We start from the raw sequence: 19569 nt of genomic DNA on the forward strand, positions 1-19569 counted from the left end.
GCCATTCCTTGCAGGCCCGTGTGACGCGCGCTGCCGCCTTGCGCTGTGGGGTGGCCTTGTCGGCCCTGTTGGCTCCATTGCATTCCATGACGCTCTCCATCTGCACTGCCCAGCTCAACTTTGTCGTGGGCGATCTGCCCGGCAATGTCCAGAAAATCATTGCCGCAGCCCGTGAAGCTTATGCCACGGGAGCGCGCTTGCTGCTGACTCCCGAGCTTGCCCTGTGCGGCTATGCGGCCGAAGACCTCTATCTGCGTCCCGCCTTTCTGGACGCCTGCGATCAGGCCGTGCAGCAGCTGGCGCTGGAGACCGCGCAATGGCCGGGCCTGGCGCTGGTGCTGGGCCATCCCTGGCGCGACCCCGGCGCTGGTGGCGCGTTGCGCAATGCAGCCAGCGTGCTGCGCGACGGGCGCGTGGAATGCAGCTACGCCAAGCAATGCCTGCCCAACTACGGCGTGTTCGACGAGCAGCGCTACTTTGTGGCCGGCCAGTCGCCTTGCGTGGTCGAGGTCCAGGCAGTTCGCGTGGGCTTGCTGATCTGCGAGGACGCCTGGCATCCCGGGCCGGCAAGCGCGGCTGCCGCGGCGGGTGCGCAATTGCTGGCCGTGATCAATGCTTCACCCTTTCATGAGGGCAAGCAGGCCGAACGTGAAGCCACGCTGGCTGCACGTGCGCGTGAGACCGGCCTGCCCCTGGTCTACGCACATCTGGTCGGTGGCCAGGATGAAATTGTCTTCGATGGCAGCTCTTTTGCCGTGCACGCCGACGGCAGCATTGCCGCACGCGCGGCGGCCTTTGGCGAGGCGCTGCCGTTGGTGGAAGTGCGTGCCGGCGCGAAGGAACTGACGCTGGCCGCCGATGTGCAGCCACCGGTGGAGCACCTGCCGGCGCTGTGGTCCGCCCTGGTGCTGGCCGTGCGCGACTACGTGGGCAAGAACCGTTTCCCCGGCGCGCTGCTGGGCCTGTCGGGCGGGATCGACTCTGCGCTGGTGCTGGCGATTGCGGTCGATGCGCTGGGCGCGGACAAGGTGCACACGGTGATGATGCCTTCGCCCTATACGGCGGACATCAGCTGGATCGATGCGCGCGACATGGCCGAGCGTGTGGGCGTGCGCTATGACGAAATCTCCATCGCGCCCCAGTTCGAGGCCTTCAAGGCCGCCCTGGCCCCGGCCTTCGCGGGCCGCGCCGAGGACACGACCGAAGAGAACCTGCAGGCCCGCATCCGCGGCACCTTGCTGATGGGCCTGTCCAACAAGTTCGGCTCCGTGGTGCTGACCACCGGCAACAAGAGCGAGATGTCCACCGGCTACTGCACGCTCTATGGCGACATGGCCGGCGGCTTTGCCGTGATCAAGGACGTGCTCAAGACCGAGGTTTTTGCGCTGGCGCGCTGGCGCAATGCCAACGATCCGTTCGGCACGGGGCTGGACCCCATTCCGGATCGCATCATCACGCGCCCGCCCAGCGCCGAACTGCGCCCGGACCAGAAAGACCAGGACAGCCTGCCCGCTTATGAGGTGCTCGACGCCATCGTGCGCCGATACATGGAAAATAACGAAAGCATCGCCTCCATCGTGGCCGACGGATATGCCGGCGCCGATGTGGAGCGAGTGACGCGCCTCATCCAGATCAACGAATACAAACGCCGCCAGGCGCCCGTGGGGCCGCGGCTGACGCGCCGCAGCTTCGGCAAGGACTGGCGCTACCCGATCACCAACCGCTTTCGCGCTTGAAGCACCTGAGGCGGCGGGGTTTCCTGGCCAGCCGTCTTGCCCCGTATTGCATGCACTGAGGAGTTCACCCCATGAAAATGATCACCGCCATCATCAAGCCGTTCAAGCTGGAAGAGGTCCGCGAGGCACTGGCCGACTGCGGCGTCAACGGCCTGACCGTCACCGAGGTCAAGGGCTTTGGTCGCCAGAAGGGCCATACCGAGCTCTACCGTGGCGCCGAGTACGTGGTGGACTTCCTGCCCAAGGTGAAGATCGAGGTGGTGGTCCGCACGGAAGACGTGGACCGCTGCGTGGATGCCATCGTCAACGTGGCCCGCACGGGCAAGATCGGTGACGGGAAGATCTTCGTCACCGCCGTGGAGCGCGTGGTGCGCATCCGTACCGGCGAACTCGACGACGGAGCCATCTGAACCCGGCAGCAGTGCAGGGCGCACGCGGCGCCCTGGGCTCGACATCCGGATTCCAGCGGCCACCCCTGAACGGGTGGCCGTTTCCGTTTCAGATCACGGCGCGCAAGGGGGCCGTTTCCAGGCCCGTGCCCGCGTTCTGCACCAGGGATTGCAGCAGTGCGGGGATGTCGCTGCCGCTTTCTATCAGTCCCATCTGCCACTCGCCCATGAAGCCATGGCCCACGCAGGTCTGCAGGAACTGCAGCATGCTGTCGTAGTAGCCGTCCACATTGAGCAGGCCGATGGGCTTGTCGTGGTAGCGCAGCTGGCGCCAGGTCCAGACCTCGAACAATTCCTCGAAGGTGCCTATGCCGCCGGGCAGGGCGACGAAGGCATCGCTGCGCTCGGCCATCATGGCCTTGCGCTCGTGCATGGTCTGGACGATGTGCAGTTCGTCGCAGGCATGGTTGGCCAGCTCCTTGTCCACCAGCGCCTGCGGGATCACTCCCACGACGCGGCCACCGGCCTGCCGCGTGGCCTCGGCCACCTCGCCCATCAGGCCGCTGCGCCCGCCGCCGTAGACCAACTGGCCGCCGTGCTCGCCAATCCAGCGGCCGGTGGCGCGGGCGGCCTCGATGAATCCGGGCTGGTCGCCGGGGCGCGAGCCGCAATACACACAAATGGAAAACGTGGGATTTGTCATGCAATGAACCGTTGATAGAGAGCCGCCAGCCAGACACCCGTGCACAGCAGCAGCGCCAGCAGCACGGCGGCGCTGCCCATGTCCTTGGCTTGCTTGGACAGGGCGTGCCATTCGGGGCCTATGCGATCGACCACGGCCTCGATGCCGCTGTTGAGCAATTCCACGATCAGCACCAGCAAGACCGTGCCCGCCAGCAGCGAGACCTCGATCCAGCTGCGTCCCAGCCAGAAAGCGGCAGGGACCAGCACGATGGCGGCCAGCGCTTCCTGGCGGAAGGCTTTCTCATTCCATCCGGCACGAAGGCCGGACAGCGAATAACCCGCAGCGTGCCAGACACGGTTCAGGCCCGTGCGGCTTTTCTGGGGATTGACAGGCGTGCTGTCGTTGGACTTGGGTGAAGCGGCGGGCATGCTGGGGAGTGTAGGAGATGCGATGCTGCCTTTGCCGCTCAGCGTTTTTTCCTGGGCGGCGGGGCCTGGTGGATCAGCTGTGTGCCGGCCCAGGCGTCATGCCAGAACTGGCGGCGCGGATGAAGGCGGCTGAGCAGGGCCCAGAGTGCCACCCACAGCACCAGCAGCACCAAGGTGGTCAAGGCCGGCACGCCGGTGGAGTAGGCCGCCAGCGGTGGCAGCAGCCAGATCCAGCTCAGCACATAGCGCCGCAGTGCGCGCAGCTGGCTGACGGGCTGGCCTGCAGCATCCACCAGGCGGATGTGCCAGGTCTTCATGGCCAATGTCTGCCCCTTGGACCAGAACCAGACGAAATAGATGCCCAGCACCACGAACATGAAGGCCTGCAGCGCATGGCGGTTGTCCATGGCGTTGCGCGTCTGAGACAAGGTGCCAAACAGATATCCGGCGATGAAGACCACGCCGAACAGCAGCATGCCCTCATATAGCCAGCAGGCCATGCGCCGGGCCAGGCGCGGGGCCATCCGTGGATCGGCGGCGGAGCCGGCTGCCGTGGAGGCGGGGGAGGTGGCGTTCGTCATGCGGGCGTGTCGGGGCGCTGCATCAATGCGAAGGGGCTGCTTCGCCGTGCGAGGGCTGTGGGGTGGCCTCTGCGCCGTCATGCAGTTCCATGGGCGGCAAGGGCATGGGTGTGGCCGAAGGCACTTCCACCGGGGCTGTCTCCACCAGCGCAGGCGGGCGCACGGGATGGGTTTCCACGGCCGAAGGCGGCGCGACCGGTGGAACCGGAGGCGGCGGATTGTAGATGGTGGCTGGTGGAATCTTGGGGGGATTCGGAATGGTGGCCGGTGCCACCGAGGCCGCAGGAATCCGCGCCAGACGCTTGGGCGCCACGGGCTGTATGGCATTGGCGGCGCCCTTGACCTTGGGCGCGGCGCGTGCAGCCAGAAGGCGTTTTTCTTCGTCGCTGAGCGCCTGGTAGGCCTCCCACTGGGCTCGCTTGTCCGTGGCAAGGCGGTTGGTCAGGGCGAAATTCAGGCGGGCCTGGCTGCGCTGCTGGGCGCTGAGGCTGGACCAGGTCTGCATGCGGTCGCGCAGCTTTTCCTGCTCCTTTTCGCTGAGCTTGTCCCAGCCTTCGGCCAATGCCATCCAGCGGCGCTTTTGCAGCGCGTCCATCATGGACCAGCGCTCGGAAAGGGGCTCGAGCACCCTGCTTTGCGCAGGCGTCAGCTCGGCCCAGCGTGGGCCGGAGGCCAGGGCCGTGGCGCGCTGGCGCGTGGCTGCGTCGCCATGCAGGGTCTTGGAGGCCGCAATGGTGGCCGGCGACACCGTGCTGGGCGCCAGCCGCACCTGTTGCACGACGCGCCAGCCGGTCCAGGCCAGCGCCATCAACAGCACCGCCGCCAGGATGGCGGCGGGTGATCGGTGGAACGCGGCGCGTGAATCAGTGGGCATGCAGGCAGGCAAGGCGGGTATCAGCGTTCCGTGTTGGTGGCCGAAGTCTTCAGGTACTGGATGAAACCGGGGTCGGCATAGGCGGCAGGGGGCAGGTCATCAGTCAGCAGGGCCGTATCGACCTCGGCAACCTCGGTCAGGCCAATCTGATCGGTCTGCACGTTGACGACCACCAGGCCAATGATGAGGGCCAGCACCGGCACGGCCGAGATCAGCGCGCGCCACCAGGTGCCGCCTTCGTCGCCAGAGCCCAGCGTCATGGCGCCACCCTGAGCCTGGGTTGCGCTGGCAGCCTGCACGGGCGCAGCGCGCAGTTCGCGCCGGCGAACGGACAGGGCGCGCTCGCGCCCAGCGCGCAGCCGCTCGGTGATGTCGTATGGCAGCAACGCCTCGCCGTCACCCAGGCGCGCGGTGATCCGGCGTGCGATGCGGTCGGCCGCCATTTCGCTGTGGAGAGTGAGAGTGGGCGCAGTCTTCATAGCTCGATTCCTTTGGCCTTCAGTGCCTTGCTCAATGTCTGGATGGCGCGGAAACAATGTGTTTTTACACTTCCTTCGGAACACCCCATCGCGGCAGCGGTCTCCGCAACGTCCATCTCTTCCCAATAACGCATCAGGAATGCTTCGCGTTGACGCGCCGGCAGCTCCTGTATCTCTTTTTCAATGCTTTGCAAAATCTGCGCCCGCTCGGTCAGATCCTCGGCGCTGCGGGCGGTTTCGCCGTTCTGTGCGGAGTCGGCGTAGGTCTCGAGCCAGTCGAAGTCCGCATCGTCGCCGGCCGAGGCCTCCAGATCGCTCATGCGGGTGAACAGGGCGTTCTGCGTCTTTTGCCTGCGAAACCAGTCCAGTGTGCTGTTGGACAGGATGCGCTGGAAGAGCATGGGCAGCTCGGTGATGGGCTTGTCGCCATAGTGCTGCGCCAGCTTGAGCATGCTGTCCTGCACGATGTCCAGCGCCGCCTCCTCGTCCCGGACGTGGAAAAAGCTGCGCTTGAAGGCACGCTTTTCTACGCTTTTGAGGAAGTCGGATAGTTCTTGCTCGGTTGCCAAAAGGAACGCAGGCCCGGATGAGGGGCTCGTTGAGGGGGCTGAACGGACGCGGGACCCGATTATCGCACCGCAGTGTCAATTTTTTTCGCACGATGGCGCACAGGCTTGTTGCAGTGCGATAATGTCTGCTGCAATTCAAAAAGGCAAACGGGTCACGGTCCGGCGTTTACTCACTCGCCCATGTCTGTTGGTCCTAAGTCCCGCACCGGCCTCACAAGGGCTTCAGGCAAGGGGCACCCAAGGTTTTTCGTTAGAGAAATTCACAAAGGTTGATCATGGAAATTTCCAAAGCCGAGTACTCCAGCGCGGCAGCAGCGGCGTCGCAGTCCCATGCATCCCAGGAGCTGATGGGCTCCGAGATCCTCGTCAAGTCCCTGCAGGCCGAAGGCGTCAAGCAGCTTTGGGGCTATCCGGGCGGTGCGGTCCTGTACATCTACGACGCCCTCTACAAGCAAGACACCATTCAACATGTGCTGGTGCGCCACGAGCAGGCGGCTGTGCATGCGGCAGACGGCTTTGCACGTGCCACGGGTGAAGTCGGCGTGGCCCTGGTGACCTCGGGTCCCGGCCTGACCAACGCCGTCACCGGCATTGCCACCGCCTACACCGATTCCATTCCCCTGGTCGTGATCAGCGGCCAGACCTCGACGGCCTACATCGGCACCGATGCATTCCAGGAGTGCGACACCGTCGGCATTACCCGCCCCATCGTCAAGCACAACTTCCTGGTCAAGGATGTGCGCGAGCTGGCGGACACCATGAAGAAGGCCTTCCACATCGCGCGCACCGGCCGCCCCGGCCCCGTGGTGGTGGACATCCCCAAGGATGTGTCCTTCAAGAAGGCTCTCTACACCGGTTACCCCGAAAAGGTGGAGATGCGCTCCTACAACCCGGTGCGCAAGGGCCATGCCGGCCAGATCCGCAAGGCGCTGCAGTTGCTGCTGGCTGCCAAGCGTCCCTATATCTACACGGGTGGCGGCGTGCTGCTGGGCAATGCCTGCAACGAGCTGCGCACCCTGGTGGACATGCTGGGCTACCCGGTCACGCATACGCTGCTGGGCCTGGGTGCCTATCCGGCCAGCGACCGCAAGTTCCTGGGCATGCTGGGCATGCACGGCACCATCGAAGCCAACAACGCCATGCAGAACTGCGATGTGCTGCTGGCCGTGGGTGCGCGCTTCGACGACCGGGTGATCGGCAACCCCAAGCATTTCATGTCGGTGGAGCGCAAGATCATCCATATCGACATCGATCCCTCCTCCATCTCCAAGCGCGTGAAGGTGGACGTGCCCATCGTCGGCGACGTCAAGGAAGTGCTGACCGAGCTGATCTCCATGATCCGCGAGGCCAGCGCCCGTCCCGACGCTGCGGCCCTGGGCCAGTGGTGGGAGACCATCGAAGGCTGGCGCAGCCGCGACTGCCTGCAGTACAGCCGTGGCGACGGCTCGGTCATCAAGCCCCAGTACGTGGTGGAGACGCTGTGGAACATGACCCGCGACGCCGATGCCTACATCACGTCCGACGTGGGCCAGCACCAGATGTGGGCTGCGCAGTACTACCGCTTTGACGAGCCGCGCCGCTGGATCAACTCCGGCGGCCTGGGCACCATGGGCGTGGGCCTGCCCTACGCCATGGGCATCAAGCTGGCCAAGCCTGAATCCGAGGTGTTCTGCATCACGGGCGAAGGCTCCATCCAGATGAACATCCAGGAGCTGGCCACCTGCCTGCAGTACAACACGCCGGTCAAGGTGGTGTCGCTGAACAACCGCTACCTGGGCATGGTGCGCCAGTGGCAGGAGATCGAGTACTCGGGCCGCTACAGCAGCAGCTACATGGACTCGCTGCCCAACTTCGTGAAGCTGGCCGAGGCCTATGGCCACGTGGGCATGCTGATCGAGCGCCCCGAGGACGTGGAGCCCGCCCTGCGCGAGGCCCGCAAGCTCAAGGATCGGACGGTGTTCATGGACTTCCGCACCGATCCCACCGAGAATGTGTTCCCCATGGTGCAGGCCGGCCGCGGGATCACCGAGATGCTGCTGGGAGCTGACGACCTCTGAGCGAACCCTTGGTCGGGGTCGCCAGGGCCTGTTCCTGCCGCATCTTCTTCAGTAGCCGCCCTCAAGGCGGCAACCCCTTGACGAATCTATTGCCTGCCAAGCCCGACGTTTACCGGCGCCGGGGGAGGGCAGCGAAAAGAGGAATCTTTCTTTCATGAAACACATCATTGCCGTGCTGCTCGAAAACGAGCCGGGAGCCTTGTCGCGCGTGGTGGGCCTGTTCTCGGCCCGCGGCTACAACATCGAATCGCTGACCGTGGCTCCCACGGAAGACGCATCGCTGTCGCGCATGACCATTCAGACGAATGGCTCCGAAGACGTGATCGAGCAGATCACCAAGCACCTGAACCGCCTGATCGAGGTCGTCAAGGTCGTGGACCTGACGGAAGGCTCCTATACCGAGCGCGAGCTCATGATGGTCAAGGTCCGCGCCGTGGGCAAGGAACGCGAGGAGATGAAGCGCATGGCCGACATCTTCCGCGGCCGCATCATCGACGTGACCGAAAAGAGCTACACGGTCGAGCTGACCGGCGACCAATCCAAGAACGACGCCTTCCTGCAGGCGCTGGACCGCACGGCCATTCTGGAAACCGTGCGTACCGGCTCCTGCGGCATCGGCCGCGGCGAACGCATTCTGCGCGTTTGATGCGCTGCAACGCACCTGAAACCTGTCCCCTTCCCCTTTCAACCCCTACACACACACGAAGCCTGGAGCCAACATGAAAGTTTTCTACGACAAGGACTGTGACCTGAGCCTGATCAAGGGCAAGACCGTTGCCATCATCGGCTACGGCAGCCAGGGCCACGCACACGCTCAAAACCTGAACGAAAGCGGCGTGAAGGTCGTGGTCGGCCTGCGCAAGGGCGGCGCTTCCTGGGACAAGGTCGCCAAGGCTGGCCTGACCGTCGCTGAAGTCGACGACGCCGTGAAGGCCGCCGATCTGGTCATGATCCTGCTGCCGGATGAGAACATCCCCGAGGTCTACAACAACAACGTGGCCCCCAACATCAAGCAAGGCGCCACGCTGGCCTTTGCCCACGGCTTCAACATCCACTACAACCAGGTTGTGCCGCGCGCCGATCTGGACGTGATCATGGTCGCCCCCAAGGGCCCTGGCCACACCGTGCGCTCCGAATACCTCAAGGGCGGCGGCGTGCCTTCGCTGATCGCCGTATACCAGGACAAGTCCGGCAAGGCCCGTGACCTGGCCCTGTCCTATGCCATGGCCAACGGTGGCGGCAAGGGCGGCATCATCGAAACCAACTTCAAGGAAGAAACCGAGACCGACCTGTTCGGCGAGCAGGCCGTTCTGTGCGGCGGCGCGGTGGAACTGGTGAAGATGGGCTTCGAGACCCTGACCGAAGCCGGCTACGCTCCCGAAATGGCCTACTTCGAGTGCCTGCATGAGCTCAAGCTCATCGTGGACCTGATGTACGAAGGCGGCATCGCCAACATGAACTACTCGATCTCGAACAACGCCGAATACGGCGAGTACGTGACGGGTACAGAAGTCATCAACGACAAGTCGCGCGAAGCCATGCGTGCTGCCCTCAAGCGCATCCAGACCGGCGAATACGCCAAGATGTTCATCCAGGAAGGCCGCACCAACTACCCGAGCATGACGGCCCGCCGCCGCATGAACGCCGAACACGCCATCGAAAAGGTGGGCGGCCAGCTGCGCGCCATGATGCCCTGGATCTCCAAGAACAAGCTGGTTGACCAAAGCCGCAACTGAGATTGCTGCATTCCATCTTGCATGGGTCGCGCATGCGGCCTACGCAAGGTGCAGGACAAGGCCACCCCGACGGGTGGCCTTTTTCGTGCACAGAAGAAGGGCAGCGCGCAGGTACACTGCCCCTTTCGGGGCGGCACTGTCCGCTCCCTTAGAATACTATCGTTTTAATAGCTGCTCACGCTTGCGTGCGCTGTGCTGGAGGCCGGATTGATGCAAAACCACAATGAGTCCAACGAAATCGAAGGCGTGGTGGTGCGCAAGCGCCGCAAGGGTATCTACATCCTGCCCAACCTGTTCACGCTGGCTGCGCTGTTCGGTGGCTTCTACGCCATCGTGATGGCCATGAACGGCCGCTTCGAACTGGCTGCTGCAGGCGTGTTCTGCGCCATGGTGCTCGACAGCCTTGACGGCCGTGTGGCACGCATGACCAATACGCAGAGCGCTTTCGGGGAGCAGATGGATTCGCTGTCGGACATGGTGTCCTTCGGCGCCGCTCCCGCCTTGATCGCCTATGAGTGGGCGCTCAAGGGCATTGGCCGCTGGGGCTGGATTGCAGCCTTCGTCTATTGCGCCTGCGCTGCGCTGCGGCTGGCGCGCTTCAACGTCAACACCGGCACCGTGGACAAGCGCTGGTTCCAGGGCCTGCCTTCGCCCGCCGCTGCAGCGCTGGTCACCGGCTTCATCTGGCTGCTGGACGAGGCGGGCCTGCTGCGCGGCCAGGATGCCTGGCTGAGCTGGACGCAGATCACCTGGATCATGTTCTTCCTGACGCTGTACGCGGGCCTGACCATGGTCACCAACGTGCCTTTCTACAGCTTCAAGGACGTGCATTTCAAGAAGAGCGTGCCCTTTGCGGCCATCGTGCTGATCGCCCTGGGCATCGCCATCATCAATATCCATCCGCCCATCGTGCTGTTCGGCGTGTTCCTGCTCTACGGTTTCTCGGGCTACGGCGTCTATGCATGGCGCAAGGCCAAGGGCCAGCGCACCAGCGTCATCAGCACCTCGACCGATGAGCCTGAAGAGCGCGGCCTGCACAAATGATGCGCCGCAGCATCTTCACAGCGCCTGAGAACCTGTGCTAAAGTGACCCGCATGCATTACCTGTCGCTAGCTCTACTACTGATGTCCCACGGGCAGAGACAGTAGCGCGCGCGTACATTCCTACTTTCACGGCCCGTTTGCACCAGCGACGGGCCGTTTTGCGTTTGTGGGGTCGCTGGAGCAGGTGGGTCTTGTTTTTACCTAGACGATAGAAAGCACTTCAGCCATGTTGCAAAACCCTTCGACCAAGTACCGTCCGTTCGCTCCGGTCCGCCTGCAAGACCGCCGCTGGCCCGATGCGGTGATCACTCAGGCCCCGGTCTGGTGCAGCGTGGACCTGCGCGATGGCAACCAGGCGCTGATCGAGCCCATGGACATCGATCGCAAGATGCGCATGTTCGAGCAACTGGTGAAGATCGGCTTCAAGGAAATCGAGGTCGGCTTTCCTTCCGCGTCCCAGGTCGAGTTCGACTTCATGCGCAAGCTCATCGAGGAAAACCGCATTCCCGATGACGTGACCGTCCAGGTGCTGACCCAGGCCCGTGAGCACCTCATCCGCCGTACCTTCGAGGCGCTCGAAGGCGTGCCCCGGGCCATCGTCCACCTCTACAACGCCACCGCGCCCGTGATGCGCCGCGTGGTATTGAACATGAGCGAGGACGAGATCGTCGAGCTGGCCACCACCAATGCCCGCATGTTCAACGAGATCGCTGCCGACTATCCCCAGACGCAGTGGACCTTCCAGTACTCGCCCGAGATGTATTCGGACACCGAGCTGGAGTTTTCCAAGCGCGTCATCGATGCCGTCACCGATGTATGGCAGCCCACGCCCGAGCGCAAGTGCATCATCAACCTGCCCACCACCGTGGAGCACTCCACGCCCAACATCTTCGCCGACATGGTGGAGTGGACGCATCGCCACATCCAGCGCCGCGACTCCATCGTGCTGTCCGTGCATCCGCACAATGACCGCGGCACGGGCACGGCCACGGCCGAGCTGGCGTTGATGGCCGGTGCGGACCGCCTTGAAGGCTGCCTGTTCGGCAATGGCGAGCGCACGGGCAACCTCGATGTGGTCAACGTGGCGTTGAACATGTACATCCAGGGCGTGTCGCCTGGCCTGGATTTCTCCGATATCGACGGCATCCGCAGCACGGTCGAGCATTGCAACCAGCTGCCCGTGCATCCGCGCCATCCCTATGTGGGCGATCTGGTCTACACCTCGTTCTCGGGCTCGCACCAGGATGCCATCAAGAAGGCCTTCGCCGATCGCAAGGACGGCGACATCTGGGACATGCCCTATCTGCCCATCGACCCCAAGGACCTGGGCCGCAGCTACGAGGCCGTGATCCGCGTCAACAGCCAGTCCGGCAAGGGCGGCATCGCCTATCTGCTTGAAAGCGAGTATGGCCTCCAGTTGCCGCGCCGCCTGCAGATCGAGTTCAGCCAGGTGGTGCAGCGCGAGATGGACGCCAGCGGCAAGGAGCTGGCCGCGGCCGACCTGTGGGCGCTGTTCCAGCGCGAGTACGGCCTGCAATCCGTGCAGGCCCCGCATTACCGCCTCAGCGAGAACGACGGCGTGGTCAGCCTGTCGGCCGATCTGTCCGTTGACGGCGGCAAGCGCACGGTCGAGGCGCAAGGCACGGGGCCCATCGATGCCTTCGTGCAGGCGCTGAGCGAGCACAGCGGCCGGGCCGTGCGCGTGCTGGACTACAACGAGCATGCCATCGGCGAGGGTGCCAATGCCAAGGCCATTGCCTACGTGGAACTGCGCGTGGACGAGTTGCACGTGTGCTACGGCGTCGGGGTTGATGCGAATATCGTCTCCGCTTCGTTCCGGGCCATCATGTCGGGCTTGCAGCGCGTGCCCTCTGCCGAGAAGGTGACGGTGCAGGAGGCGGTTGCCGCTTAAATTCCATTGCCTAGCCGGTGCAGCCACAAGCGCACCGGCTTTTTTCATCACCTGCCCGTGGGCAGGAGATTCGCATCCACAAGAAAGACGAGACTCCCATGACCGACCAATTGATCATTTTCGACACCACCTTGCGTGACGGCGAGCAGTCGCCCGGTGCCTCCATGACCCGCGACGAAAAGCTGCGCATTGCGCGCCAGCTCGAGCGGCTGAAGGTCGATGTGATCGAGGCCGGTTTTGCGGCGAGTTCCAATGGCGACTTCGAGTCGGTGCAGGCCATTGCGCGCGCCATCAAGGACTCCACCATCTGCTCGCTGGCCCGTGCCAATGACCGCGACATCGCCCGTGCGGCCGAGGCTCTGAAGGACGCCAGCCGCGCGCGCATCCACACCTTCATCGCCACCAGTGCGCTGCACATGGAGAAAAAGCTGCGCATGACGCCCGAGCAGGTGCTGGAGCAGGCGCGCCAGTCGGTGCGATTTGCGCGCAACCTGATCGCCGACATCGAGTTCAGCCCCGAAGACGGCTACCGCAGCGACCCGGACTTTCTGTGCCGCGTCATCGAGACGGTGATTGCCGAAGGTGCGACCACCATCAACGTGCCCGACACCGTGGGCTATGCCATTCCGGAGCTGTACGGCGCCTTCATCAAGAACCTGCGCGAGCGCGTGCCCAACAGCGACAAGGCCGTCTGGAGCGTGCATTGCCACAACGACCTGGGCATGGCCGTGGCCAACTCGCTGGCCGGCGTCAAGCTTGGCGGGGCGCGCCAGATCGAGTGCACCATCAACGGCCTGGGCGAACGCGCGGGCAACTGCTCGCTCGAGGAGGTGGTGATGGCCATCAAGACGCGCAAGGACTACTTCGGCCTTGACGTCAACATCGACGCCCAGCACATCGTGGCCGCCAGCCGCATGGTCAGCCAGACCACGGGCTTCGTGGTGCAGCCCAACAAGGCCGTCGTGGGCGCCAACGCCTTCGCCCACGCCTCGGGCATCCATCAGGATGGCGTGCTCAAGGCGCGCGACACCTACGAAATCATGCGTGCCGAGGATGTGGGCTGGAGCGCCAACAAGATCGTGCTGGGCAAGCTCAGCGGCCGCAATGCCTTCAAGCAGCGCCTGCAGGAGCTGGGCGTGGAACTCGACAGCGAGGCCGCGATCAACACTGCCTTTGCGGCCTTCAAGGAACTGGCCGACCGCAAGAGTGAAATCTTCGACGAGGACATCCTGGCCCTGGTGACCGAGCAGGATGCGCATCAGCAGGCCGATCCCTTCCAGTTCATCTCGCTGGCCCAGCAAAGCGAAACAGGTGAGCGCCCACACGCGTCGGTGGTGTTCAGCCGCGATGGCCGTGAGATCAAGGCCCAGTCCGATGGCAATGGCCCGGTCGATGCCTCGTTCAAGGCCATCGAGTCCGAGGTGAAGAGCGGTGCCGAGATGCTGCTGTACTCGGTCAACGCCATCAGCGGCTCCACCGAGAGCCAGGGCGAAGTGACCGTTCGCCTGCAGCGCAGCGGGCGCGTGGTCAACGGCGTGGGCGCGGACCCGGACATTGTCGTGGCCTCGGCCAAGGCCTATCTGAGCGCGTTGAACAAATTACACAGCAATGCAGAGGTCGTGGCTGCGCAGGGGTAAGCACTCGCCTTATAATTTCATTTAAATTATCGAAAAGTCGCACAAGTTATTGTCACAGTGCGACTTTTTCGATTAATGTAAGGTCTAGTCACAAATTCTTGCTGCTTGGAGCATTTCTCATGCCCACCCTACGCCGTGCCCGCCTCGGTCGATTTGCTCAGGTTCTCTCGTTGCTGGCCCTGAGTTGTGCTCTCACTGCCCCGGGCGCGCATGCCGCACCGGCCAAGAAAGTTGCCAAGAAACAGGTGGCCGTGGCCCCTGTCAAGAAGAAGGCCGTGAAGGAGCGCGCCACGGCGGCTCCCCAGGGCAAGCGCGTTGCCAAGAGCGCGCGCCAGCCCAGCCGCGTGGCCGCACGCAGCGCTGCCAGCCCCATTCGTGCCGTTGCCTACGAGCCACGCCTGTCGTTCGGACAGATGGCCGGGCTGCATGCAGTGGCCGATCCTCTTGATCTCAAGAGCAGCGTGGCCCTGGTCATGGACCAGGACACCCACGAAGTGCTGCTCAGCAAGAACGACCATGCCGTGCTGCCCATCGCCTCGCTGACCAAGCTGATGACGGGTCTGCTGATTTCCCAGGCCCATCTGCCCATGGATGAATCCATCACCATCACGCAGGATGATGTGGATACCGAAAAGGGCAGCAGTTCGCGCCTGGCCGTGGGCACCACGCTCACCCGTGCCGAAATGCTGCACCTGGCCCTGATGTCCAGCGAAAACCGTGCTGCCCATGCGCTGGGTCGCACCTTCCCAGGTGGCCTGGATGCCTTCGTCCAGCAGATGAATGCCAAGGCGCGCCTGCTGGGCATGACCGATACCCGTTACGTGGAGCCCACCGGGCTGTCCAGCCGCAACCAGTCCAGCGCCCGTGATCTGGCCGTGCTCGTGAATGTGGCGCACAGTGATCCGCTGGTGCGTGAGTACACCACTTCGCCCGGCTATGAAGTGGCCGTGGGCCGCCGCACGCTGCAGTACAACAACACCAACCGCCTGGTGCTGAGCCCGACCTGGGATATCGGCCTGCAAAAGACCGGCTACATCTCCGAAGCGGGTCGTTGCCTGGTCATGCAGGCGCAGGTGGCTGGCCGCAAGATCATCATGGTCTTCCTGGACTCCGCCGGAAAGTTCAGCCGCCTGGGCGATGCCGAGCGCGTACGCCACTGGGTGGAATCCATGGGGCAGGTGGCCGGCGATTCCATGATCCACAAGGTCAAGGGCTGAGTTTCTTCCCCTCAACAACAAAGGCGCCCTGGGCGCCTTTGTTGTTTTTGATGACCGGTCTTGCTGCTTGCGGATGGCTGCTTGCAGATCAGTGGCTGCTGCGCGCGTAGGGATTGGGGGGCGGGGCTGCAGGGCGGACCGCATTGAAGCCCAGGGCGCCCGAGATCTCCTGCGCGGTGGCCTGGAGCTTGGACAACCAGCTTTCGTCCAGCCGGTCGGCGGGAGCGGAGATGGACAGGCCGGCCACCAGCTTGCCCTGGTCGTCATAGATGCCGGCGGCCATGCAGCGCACACCCAGCTCCAGCTCCTCGTTGTCGCGGGCGACGCCATGGTGGCGTACCTTGTCCAGCTCGTTTTCCATGTCGGCAAGCCGCGTGATGCTGAAGTGCGTCTTGCCGGGAAGGCCGGTTCGTGTGGCGTAGGCGCGCACCTGCTGCGCATCATCGGCCGCCAGAAACAGCTTGCCATTGGATGTGAGGTGCAGCGGCGCATGGCCGCCGATGGCGCGCACCACCTGCATGCCCGAGCGCTCGCTGTAGGCGCGTTCCACATAGACGATTTCATCGCCCTGGCGCACGCTGAGGCTGACCGGCTGCTGGATCTGCTTGTGCAGCTGGCGCATGGGAATCAGGGCCGCTTCGCGCACGCTCAGGCGGGCCTTGACCAGGTTGCCCAGCTCCAGGAAACGCATGCCCAGCCGGTAGCTGCCCGATTCGGGGCGGTCGACAAAGCGGCCGATGGCCAGGTCGTTGAGAATGCGGTGCGTGGTGGAGGGGTGCAGGCCGGTGCGCTCGCTGATCTCCTTGAGCGATACCGCTTCCTCACGCGAGGCCAACACGTCGATCAACGTGAACATGCGTTCCAGGACCTGGACGCTGGGCTTGGGCGAGGCCGCGTTATCGTCTTTTTTCATGAGGCGCAAGGGGATTTCGGGATTCGGTCATTCTAGCGGCGGGCATGGCTTGGCGGCATATGTGCCGCCTGCAAACAGCGGCCATGTGCATAAGAAATGTCGCTGAAAAGGGCGCGGTGGCGCCATATCAGCGTGGGAGCTGATCCACGCGCTGCCAGCGCTCGTCCACGCGCACTTCATGGGGAAGAAAGCGCGCCTTGTAATTCATCTTCCGGCTGTCGGCGATCCAGTAGCCCAGATAGACATAGGGCAGGCTCATGGAGCGTGCCTGATCGATCTGCCACAGCACGTTGAACGTGCCGTAGCTGGCCTGGTCATCGGGCTCGTAGAAGGTGTAGACGGCGGACAGCCCGTCTTCCAGCACATCGAGGATGGAGACCATCTTCAGCCTGCCGGCTGCGCCGTCGGCCGCCGGTGCGCGGAACTCCACAAGCCGTGAGTTGACGCGGCTTTGCAGCAGGAACTGCGTGTACTGGTCCACGCTGTCGTGGTCCATGCCGCCGCCGCTGTGACGGCTTTGCTGGTAGCGCAGGTACAGCTGGTAATGCTCGTTCGAGTAATGCAGGCGCTGGATCGATGCCGTGAGATCGGCGTGGCGCACGGCGGCGCGGCGCTGGCTGCGGTCCGGGCGGAAATCGTGGACCAGGATGCGCATGGGCACGCAGGCCCGGCAACCATCGCAATACGGCCGGTAGGTGAACATTCCGCTGCGGCGAAAACCCAGGGAGACCAGCTCCGAATAGGCGCTGTTCTGGATCAGGTGGCTGGGCGTGGCCACTTGCGAACGCGCCAGCCGGCCATCCAGGTAGCTGCAGGGATAGGCGGCTGTGGCGTAGAACTGCAGGGCCTGCAGCGGAAGATCGTTCGGGTGCGTCATGGTGTGCTGGCGGCAGCCGGTGATGTGCTGCCGGCGTCACCGGACGGCGGCAGCAACTCGTTCCAGTATACGTTTTCGAATTGCCAGTGCATGGGCGACAGCTGGCTTTGCTCTGCCACGGTGCGCAGGAACTGGGAGCGGGGCATCTCGCGCGCGCCCAGCGAAGCCAGGTGCTGCGTGGCCTGCTGGCAATCGATTTGTGCGGCGCCTTGGTGCCGGCACAGCGCCACCAGTGCCGACAGTGCGATCTTGGATGCGTCTGTGGCATGCGCGAACATGGACTCGCCGAATACGGCGCGGCCCAGCGCCACGCAGTACAGGCCGCCCACCAGGCGCCCGTCGATCCAGGTTTCCACGCTGTGGGCTGCACCCTGGCGGTGCAGTTCGGTATAGGCGTCGAGAATTTCCTGCACGATCCAGGTGCCATCCTGATCACGGCGCACCGTTTGGGCGCAGTGCTGCATCACGGCCTCGAAAGCGCTGTCGATGCGGATCTCGCAGCCGGCGGTGGAGCGAAAGCGCTGCAATGTCTTGCGCAGGCTGCGGTGCAGCCGGAACTGCGATGTCTGCAGCACCATGCGTGGATCGGGCGACCACCATAGCGTGGGCTGGCCTTCGCTGAACCAGGGAAAAATGCCCTGGCTGTAGGCGATGCGCAGGTGCGCCGCATCCAGCGTGCCGCCTGCGGCCAGCAGGCCCGGAATCGGGTCGTTGGGGCCCCATGCCGTTTCCACAGGAGGGAAGGCCTGGTGGGGAATGAGCCATGGGAGGGGGTGGGACATGATCGGGTGCGGACTGAAAAATAATGGATTCGTGCTTCTCTGCAGCCGCAGTCTTGCACAAACCATGGTGAAGAGGGTTGCGTGGATGCGAGAGCATCGCCTGGCCGGGGTAAGTGAACCTCCTACGCGGCCTTGTCCCGCCAGGGGACAGCGCCGCCAGGCCGGGTTGGCTATCCTGGGCTTGTCTTCTTGCGGATGCATGGCTTTCGCTGCGAAGACATCGAAGGAGGATGAGCGATGTTTTTCAGCAAAATCTTTGGCGCAAGCCTTGCCGAGCCGCGCTATATCCGTCGCACCCGGGCCTACCTGCAGGAGGCACGCATGGCGATGCTGGAGCACACCATTGCTGCCGAATACTACAAGTCCTCTGCGGACATGTATGCGGAGCGGGCTGCGCGGCTGGAAGAAGAGCTGCGTGCATGGGAAGAGGGCGTGGAGCAAGCGCGCGCTGCGCACGGTGCGCGTCGCGCACATGCCAAGCACGGCAAGCCTGTCACCGTGGAGTCGGCCGCCCCTGCCGCAGCGCCGAGCACGCCGACTGTCGGCATGGTGCGCGCAGCCTGAGCAAACAAAAAAGCCCGCATGCGCTGGCATGCGGGCTTTTCATCTGGCTCCTCAACCTGGGCTCGAACCAGGGACCTACGGATTAACAGTCCGGCGCTCTACCAACTGAGCTATTGAGGAATATGTTGGTGCTGGGCCCTGTGCGATTGCAAGGCCGCTGAAATTTGGCTCCTCAACCTGGGCTCGAACCAGGGACCTACGGATTAACAGTCCGGCGCTCTACCAACTGAGCTATTGAGGAATACGTGTCTATCGACAAAGATCCTGTGCGATTGCAGGGTCTTGAAATTCTTTGGCTCCTCAACCTGGGCTCGAACCAGGGACCTACGGATTAACAGTCCGGCGCTCTACCAACTGAGCTATTGAGGAACAAGACCTAGATTATATGACGTAAAAAACACGTCACAGAAAACTCGGGGAATTTTTTTCAGCAGGCCTGCCGCAGGCCTTCATTCTCAGGGCTCTGGCCTGAACCACAGCCACACCAGCACGCAGCCCATGGACGTCAGCGCCACGGCCTGTACCCAGGCGGGCGGGCGTGTCCACAGCAGTATGACGGCGCACAGGCTCATCATGGCGCTGGCGCTCCATTTGGCGCGCCGGCTCACGCAGCCACCCCGCGCCCAATTGCGCAGCATGGGCCCGAACAGGCGATGGCGCCACAGCCAGGTGTGCATGCGCTGCGAGCTGCGCGCCGCGGCCCATCCGGCCATGAGCACGAACACCGTGGTGGGCAATCCTGGAATGAAGATGCCGGCAATGCCCGTCGCCAGGCTCAGGCAGGCAAACAGCTGCAGCGCCCAGCGCAACGGCGCGGCCGGCATGCGGTGCAGGGGAGGGGGATCATCATCATTGAAGGCCTGCGCCTGCGCCTGCGCCATGCCTGCCTGCGCAGTGGCATCCGGCTGCCGGGCCTGTGCCGCGGGTGTTTGCTGCGCGCCTGTGTCACGGTCCTCTGGGGACGCGGCGGCTGACTCTCTGGCGGTGCTGGGCATGCTGCGATTGTGCCAGCGCGGTGTGGCCATGGCGGCCAAGGGGGCCGAGAGGGGGTGATCGGGGGGGCGAAGCAGGTGGGTGTGGTCAAGGTGC

The 19569-nt window shown here is 63.9% G+C and carries 20 protein-coding genes and 3 tRNA genes; 10 read left to right on the forward strand and 13 right to left on the reverse strand.

The window, feature by feature from the left end:
• Positions 1–86: 86 nt before the first annotated feature.
• Positions 87–1736, forward strand: coding sequence for an NAD+ synthase (locus ACF8O7_RS25140; RefSeq protein WP_126312144.1), 1650 nt, complete (start codon positions 87–89; stop codon positions 1734–1736).
• 71 nt (positions 1737–1807) lie between these two features.
• Positions 1808–2146, forward strand: coding sequence for a P-II family nitrogen regulator (locus ACF8O7_RS25145; protein ID WP_012206673.1), 339 nt, complete (start codon positions 1808–1810; stop codon positions 2144–2146).
• An 88-nt stretch (positions 2147–2234) separates the two neighbouring features.
• Here ACF8O7_RS25145 and ACF8O7_RS25150 read toward each other — a convergent pair whose 3' ends face one another.
• Genes ACF8O7_RS25150 through ACF8O7_RS25175 form a run of 6 tightly spaced genes read right to left on the reverse strand, consistent with a single transcriptional unit; the run spans position 2235 to position 5741 of the window.
• The gene (locus ACF8O7_RS25150; RefSeq protein WP_016447421.1) at positions 2235–2828 is read right to left on the reverse strand and encodes a TIGR00730 family Rossman fold protein; all 594 of its coding nucleotides are present in this window, start codon (positions 2826–2828) and stop codon (positions 2235–2237) included.
• Positions 2825–3238, reverse strand: a complete 414-nt coding sequence (locus ACF8O7_RS25155; protein WP_017406875.1) for a diacylglycerol kinase — start codon at positions 3236–3238, stop codon at positions 2825–2827. Before ACF8O7_RS25155 ends, ACF8O7_RS25150 begins: the two co-directional genes overlap by 4 nt.
• 38 nt (positions 3239–3276) lie before the next feature.
• Positions 3277–3819 (reverse strand): RDD family protein, encoded by a 543-nt coding sequence (locus ACF8O7_RS25160; protein ID WP_016447419.1) that lies wholly within the window; start codon positions 3817–3819, stop codon positions 3277–3279.
• A 22-nt stretch (positions 3820–3841) separates the two neighbouring features.
• Positions 3842–4693, reverse strand: a complete 852-nt coding sequence (locus ACF8O7_RS25165) for a DUF3106 domain-containing protein (RefSeq protein WP_016451365.1) — start codon at positions 4691–4693, stop codon at positions 3842–3844.
• A 20-nt stretch (positions 4694–4713) separates the two neighbouring features.
• Positions 4714–5172 carry a DUF3619 family protein gene (locus tag ACF8O7_RS25170; RefSeq protein WP_016447417.1) on the reverse strand — a complete coding sequence of 153 codons (459 nt, stop codon included), beginning with the start codon at positions 5170–5172 and terminating at the stop codon, positions 4714–4716.
• Positions 5169–5741, reverse strand: a complete 573-nt coding sequence (locus ACF8O7_RS25175) for an RNA polymerase sigma factor (protein WP_016447416.1) — start codon at positions 5739–5741, stop codon at positions 5169–5171. Before ACF8O7_RS25175 ends, ACF8O7_RS25170 begins: the two co-directional genes overlap by 4 nt.
• Positions 5742–6016: 275 nt before the next feature.
• Between ACF8O7_RS25175 and ACF8O7_RS25180 the strand changes: the two genes are divergently transcribed.
• The 7 genes from ACF8O7_RS25180 (at position 6017) to ACF8O7_RS25210 (ending at position 15344) form a co-directional block, all read left to right on the forward strand.
• Positions 6017–7798, forward strand: coding sequence for an acetolactate synthase 3 catalytic subunit (locus ACF8O7_RS25180; protein ID WP_016447415.1), 1782 nt, complete (start codon positions 6017–6019; stop codon positions 7796–7798).
• 154 nt (positions 7799–7952) lie between these two features.
• Complete coding sequence (ilvN, locus tag ACF8O7_RS25185) at positions 7953–8444, forward strand: acetolactate synthase small subunit (protein ID WP_012206665.1); 492 nt, start codon at positions 7953–7955, stop codon at positions 8442–8444.
• 73 nt (positions 8445–8517) lie between these two features.
• Positions 8518–9534, forward strand: coding sequence for a ketol-acid reductoisomerase (ilvC, locus tag ACF8O7_RS25190; protein WP_034365514.1), 1017 nt, complete (start codon positions 8518–8520; stop codon positions 9532–9534).
• 210 nt (positions 9535–9744) lie between these two features.
• Positions 9745–10578, forward strand: coding sequence for a CDP-diacylglycerol--serine O-phosphatidyltransferase (gene pssA / locus ACF8O7_RS25195; protein WP_012206663.1), 834 nt, complete (start codon positions 9745–9747; stop codon positions 10576–10578).
• A 226-nt stretch (positions 10579–10804) separates the two neighbouring features.
• Positions 10805–12490 carry a 2-isopropylmalate synthase gene (gene leuA, locus ACF8O7_RS25200; protein ID WP_126312143.1) on the forward strand — a complete coding sequence of 562 codons (1686 nt, stop codon included), beginning with the start codon at positions 10805–10807 and terminating at the stop codon, positions 12488–12490.
• A 98-nt stretch (positions 12491–12588) separates the two neighbouring features.
• Complete coding sequence (locus ACF8O7_RS25205; RefSeq protein ID WP_016447412.1) at positions 12589–14127, forward strand: 2-isopropylmalate synthase; 1539 nt, start codon at positions 12589–12591, stop codon at positions 14125–14127.
• 119 nt (positions 14128–14246) lie between these two features.
• Positions 14247–15344: a serine hydrolase gene (locus tag ACF8O7_RS25210; RefSeq protein ID WP_016447411.1), complete on the forward strand. Its 1098-nt coding sequence runs from the start codon at positions 14247–14249 to the stop codon at positions 15342–15344.
• An 88-nt stretch (positions 15345–15432) separates the two neighbouring features.
• Here ACF8O7_RS25210 and ACF8O7_RS25215 read toward each other — a convergent pair whose 3' ends face one another.
• The 3 genes from ACF8O7_RS25215 to aat all read right to left on the reverse strand — a co-directional run bounded on the left by ACF8O7_RS25215 (position 15433) and on the right by aat (position 17916).
• Positions 15433–16257 carry an IclR family transcriptional regulator gene (locus tag ACF8O7_RS25215; protein WP_016447410.1) on the reverse strand — a complete coding sequence of 275 codons (825 nt, stop codon included), beginning with the start codon at positions 16255–16257 and terminating at the stop codon, positions 15433–15435.
• A gap of 127 nt (positions 16258–16384) precedes the next feature.
• Positions 16385–17134 carry an arginyltransferase gene (locus tag ACF8O7_RS25220; RefSeq protein ID WP_126312142.1) on the reverse strand — a complete coding sequence of 250 codons (750 nt, stop codon included), beginning with the start codon at positions 17132–17134 and terminating at the stop codon, positions 16385–16387.
• On the reverse strand, positions 17131–17916 hold the full coding sequence (gene aat, locus ACF8O7_RS25225; RefSeq protein ID WP_026062764.1) for a leucyl/phenylalanyl-tRNA--protein transferase: 786 nt from the start codon (positions 17914–17916) through the stop codon (positions 17131–17133). The genes ACF8O7_RS25220 and aat overlap by 4 nt, the downstream gene beginning before the upstream one ends.
• Positions 17917–18153: 237 nt before the next feature.
• Between aat and ACF8O7_RS25230 the strand changes: the two genes are divergently transcribed.
• Positions 18154–18480, forward strand: coding sequence for a hypothetical protein (locus tag ACF8O7_RS25230; RefSeq protein ID WP_016447407.1), 327 nt, complete (start codon positions 18154–18156; stop codon positions 18478–18480).
• Positions 18481–18524: 44 nt separating this feature from the next.
• On the opposite strand, the gene ACF8O7_RS25235 is transcribed toward ACF8O7_RS25230, so the two are convergent.
• The 4 genes from ACF8O7_RS25235 to ACF8O7_RS25250 all read right to left on the reverse strand — a co-directional run bounded on the left by ACF8O7_RS25235 (position 18525) and on the right by ACF8O7_RS25250 (position 19361).
• Positions 18525–18600, reverse strand: a tRNA-Asn gene (locus ACF8O7_RS25235).
• A 45-nt stretch (positions 18601–18645) separates the two neighbouring features.
• Positions 18646–18721: transfer RNA gene (locus ACF8O7_RS25240), tRNA-Asn, on the reverse strand.
• 52 nt (positions 18722–18773) lie between these two features.
• Positions 18774–18849 (reverse strand) — tRNA-Asn (locus ACF8O7_RS25245).
• Between the two features lie 86 nt (positions 18850–18935).
• Positions 18936–19361, reverse strand: a complete 426-nt coding sequence (locus ACF8O7_RS25250; protein ID WP_392444557.1) for a YbaN family protein — start codon at positions 19359–19361, stop codon at positions 18936–18938.
• Positions 19362–19569: the final 208 nt, after the last annotated feature.

Source organism: Delftia sp. WSY_16, assembly GCF_043104415.1.
GTDB lineage: Bacteria > Pseudomonadota > Gammaproteobacteria > Burkholderiales > Burkholderiaceae_C > Comamonas > Comamonas tsuruhatensis.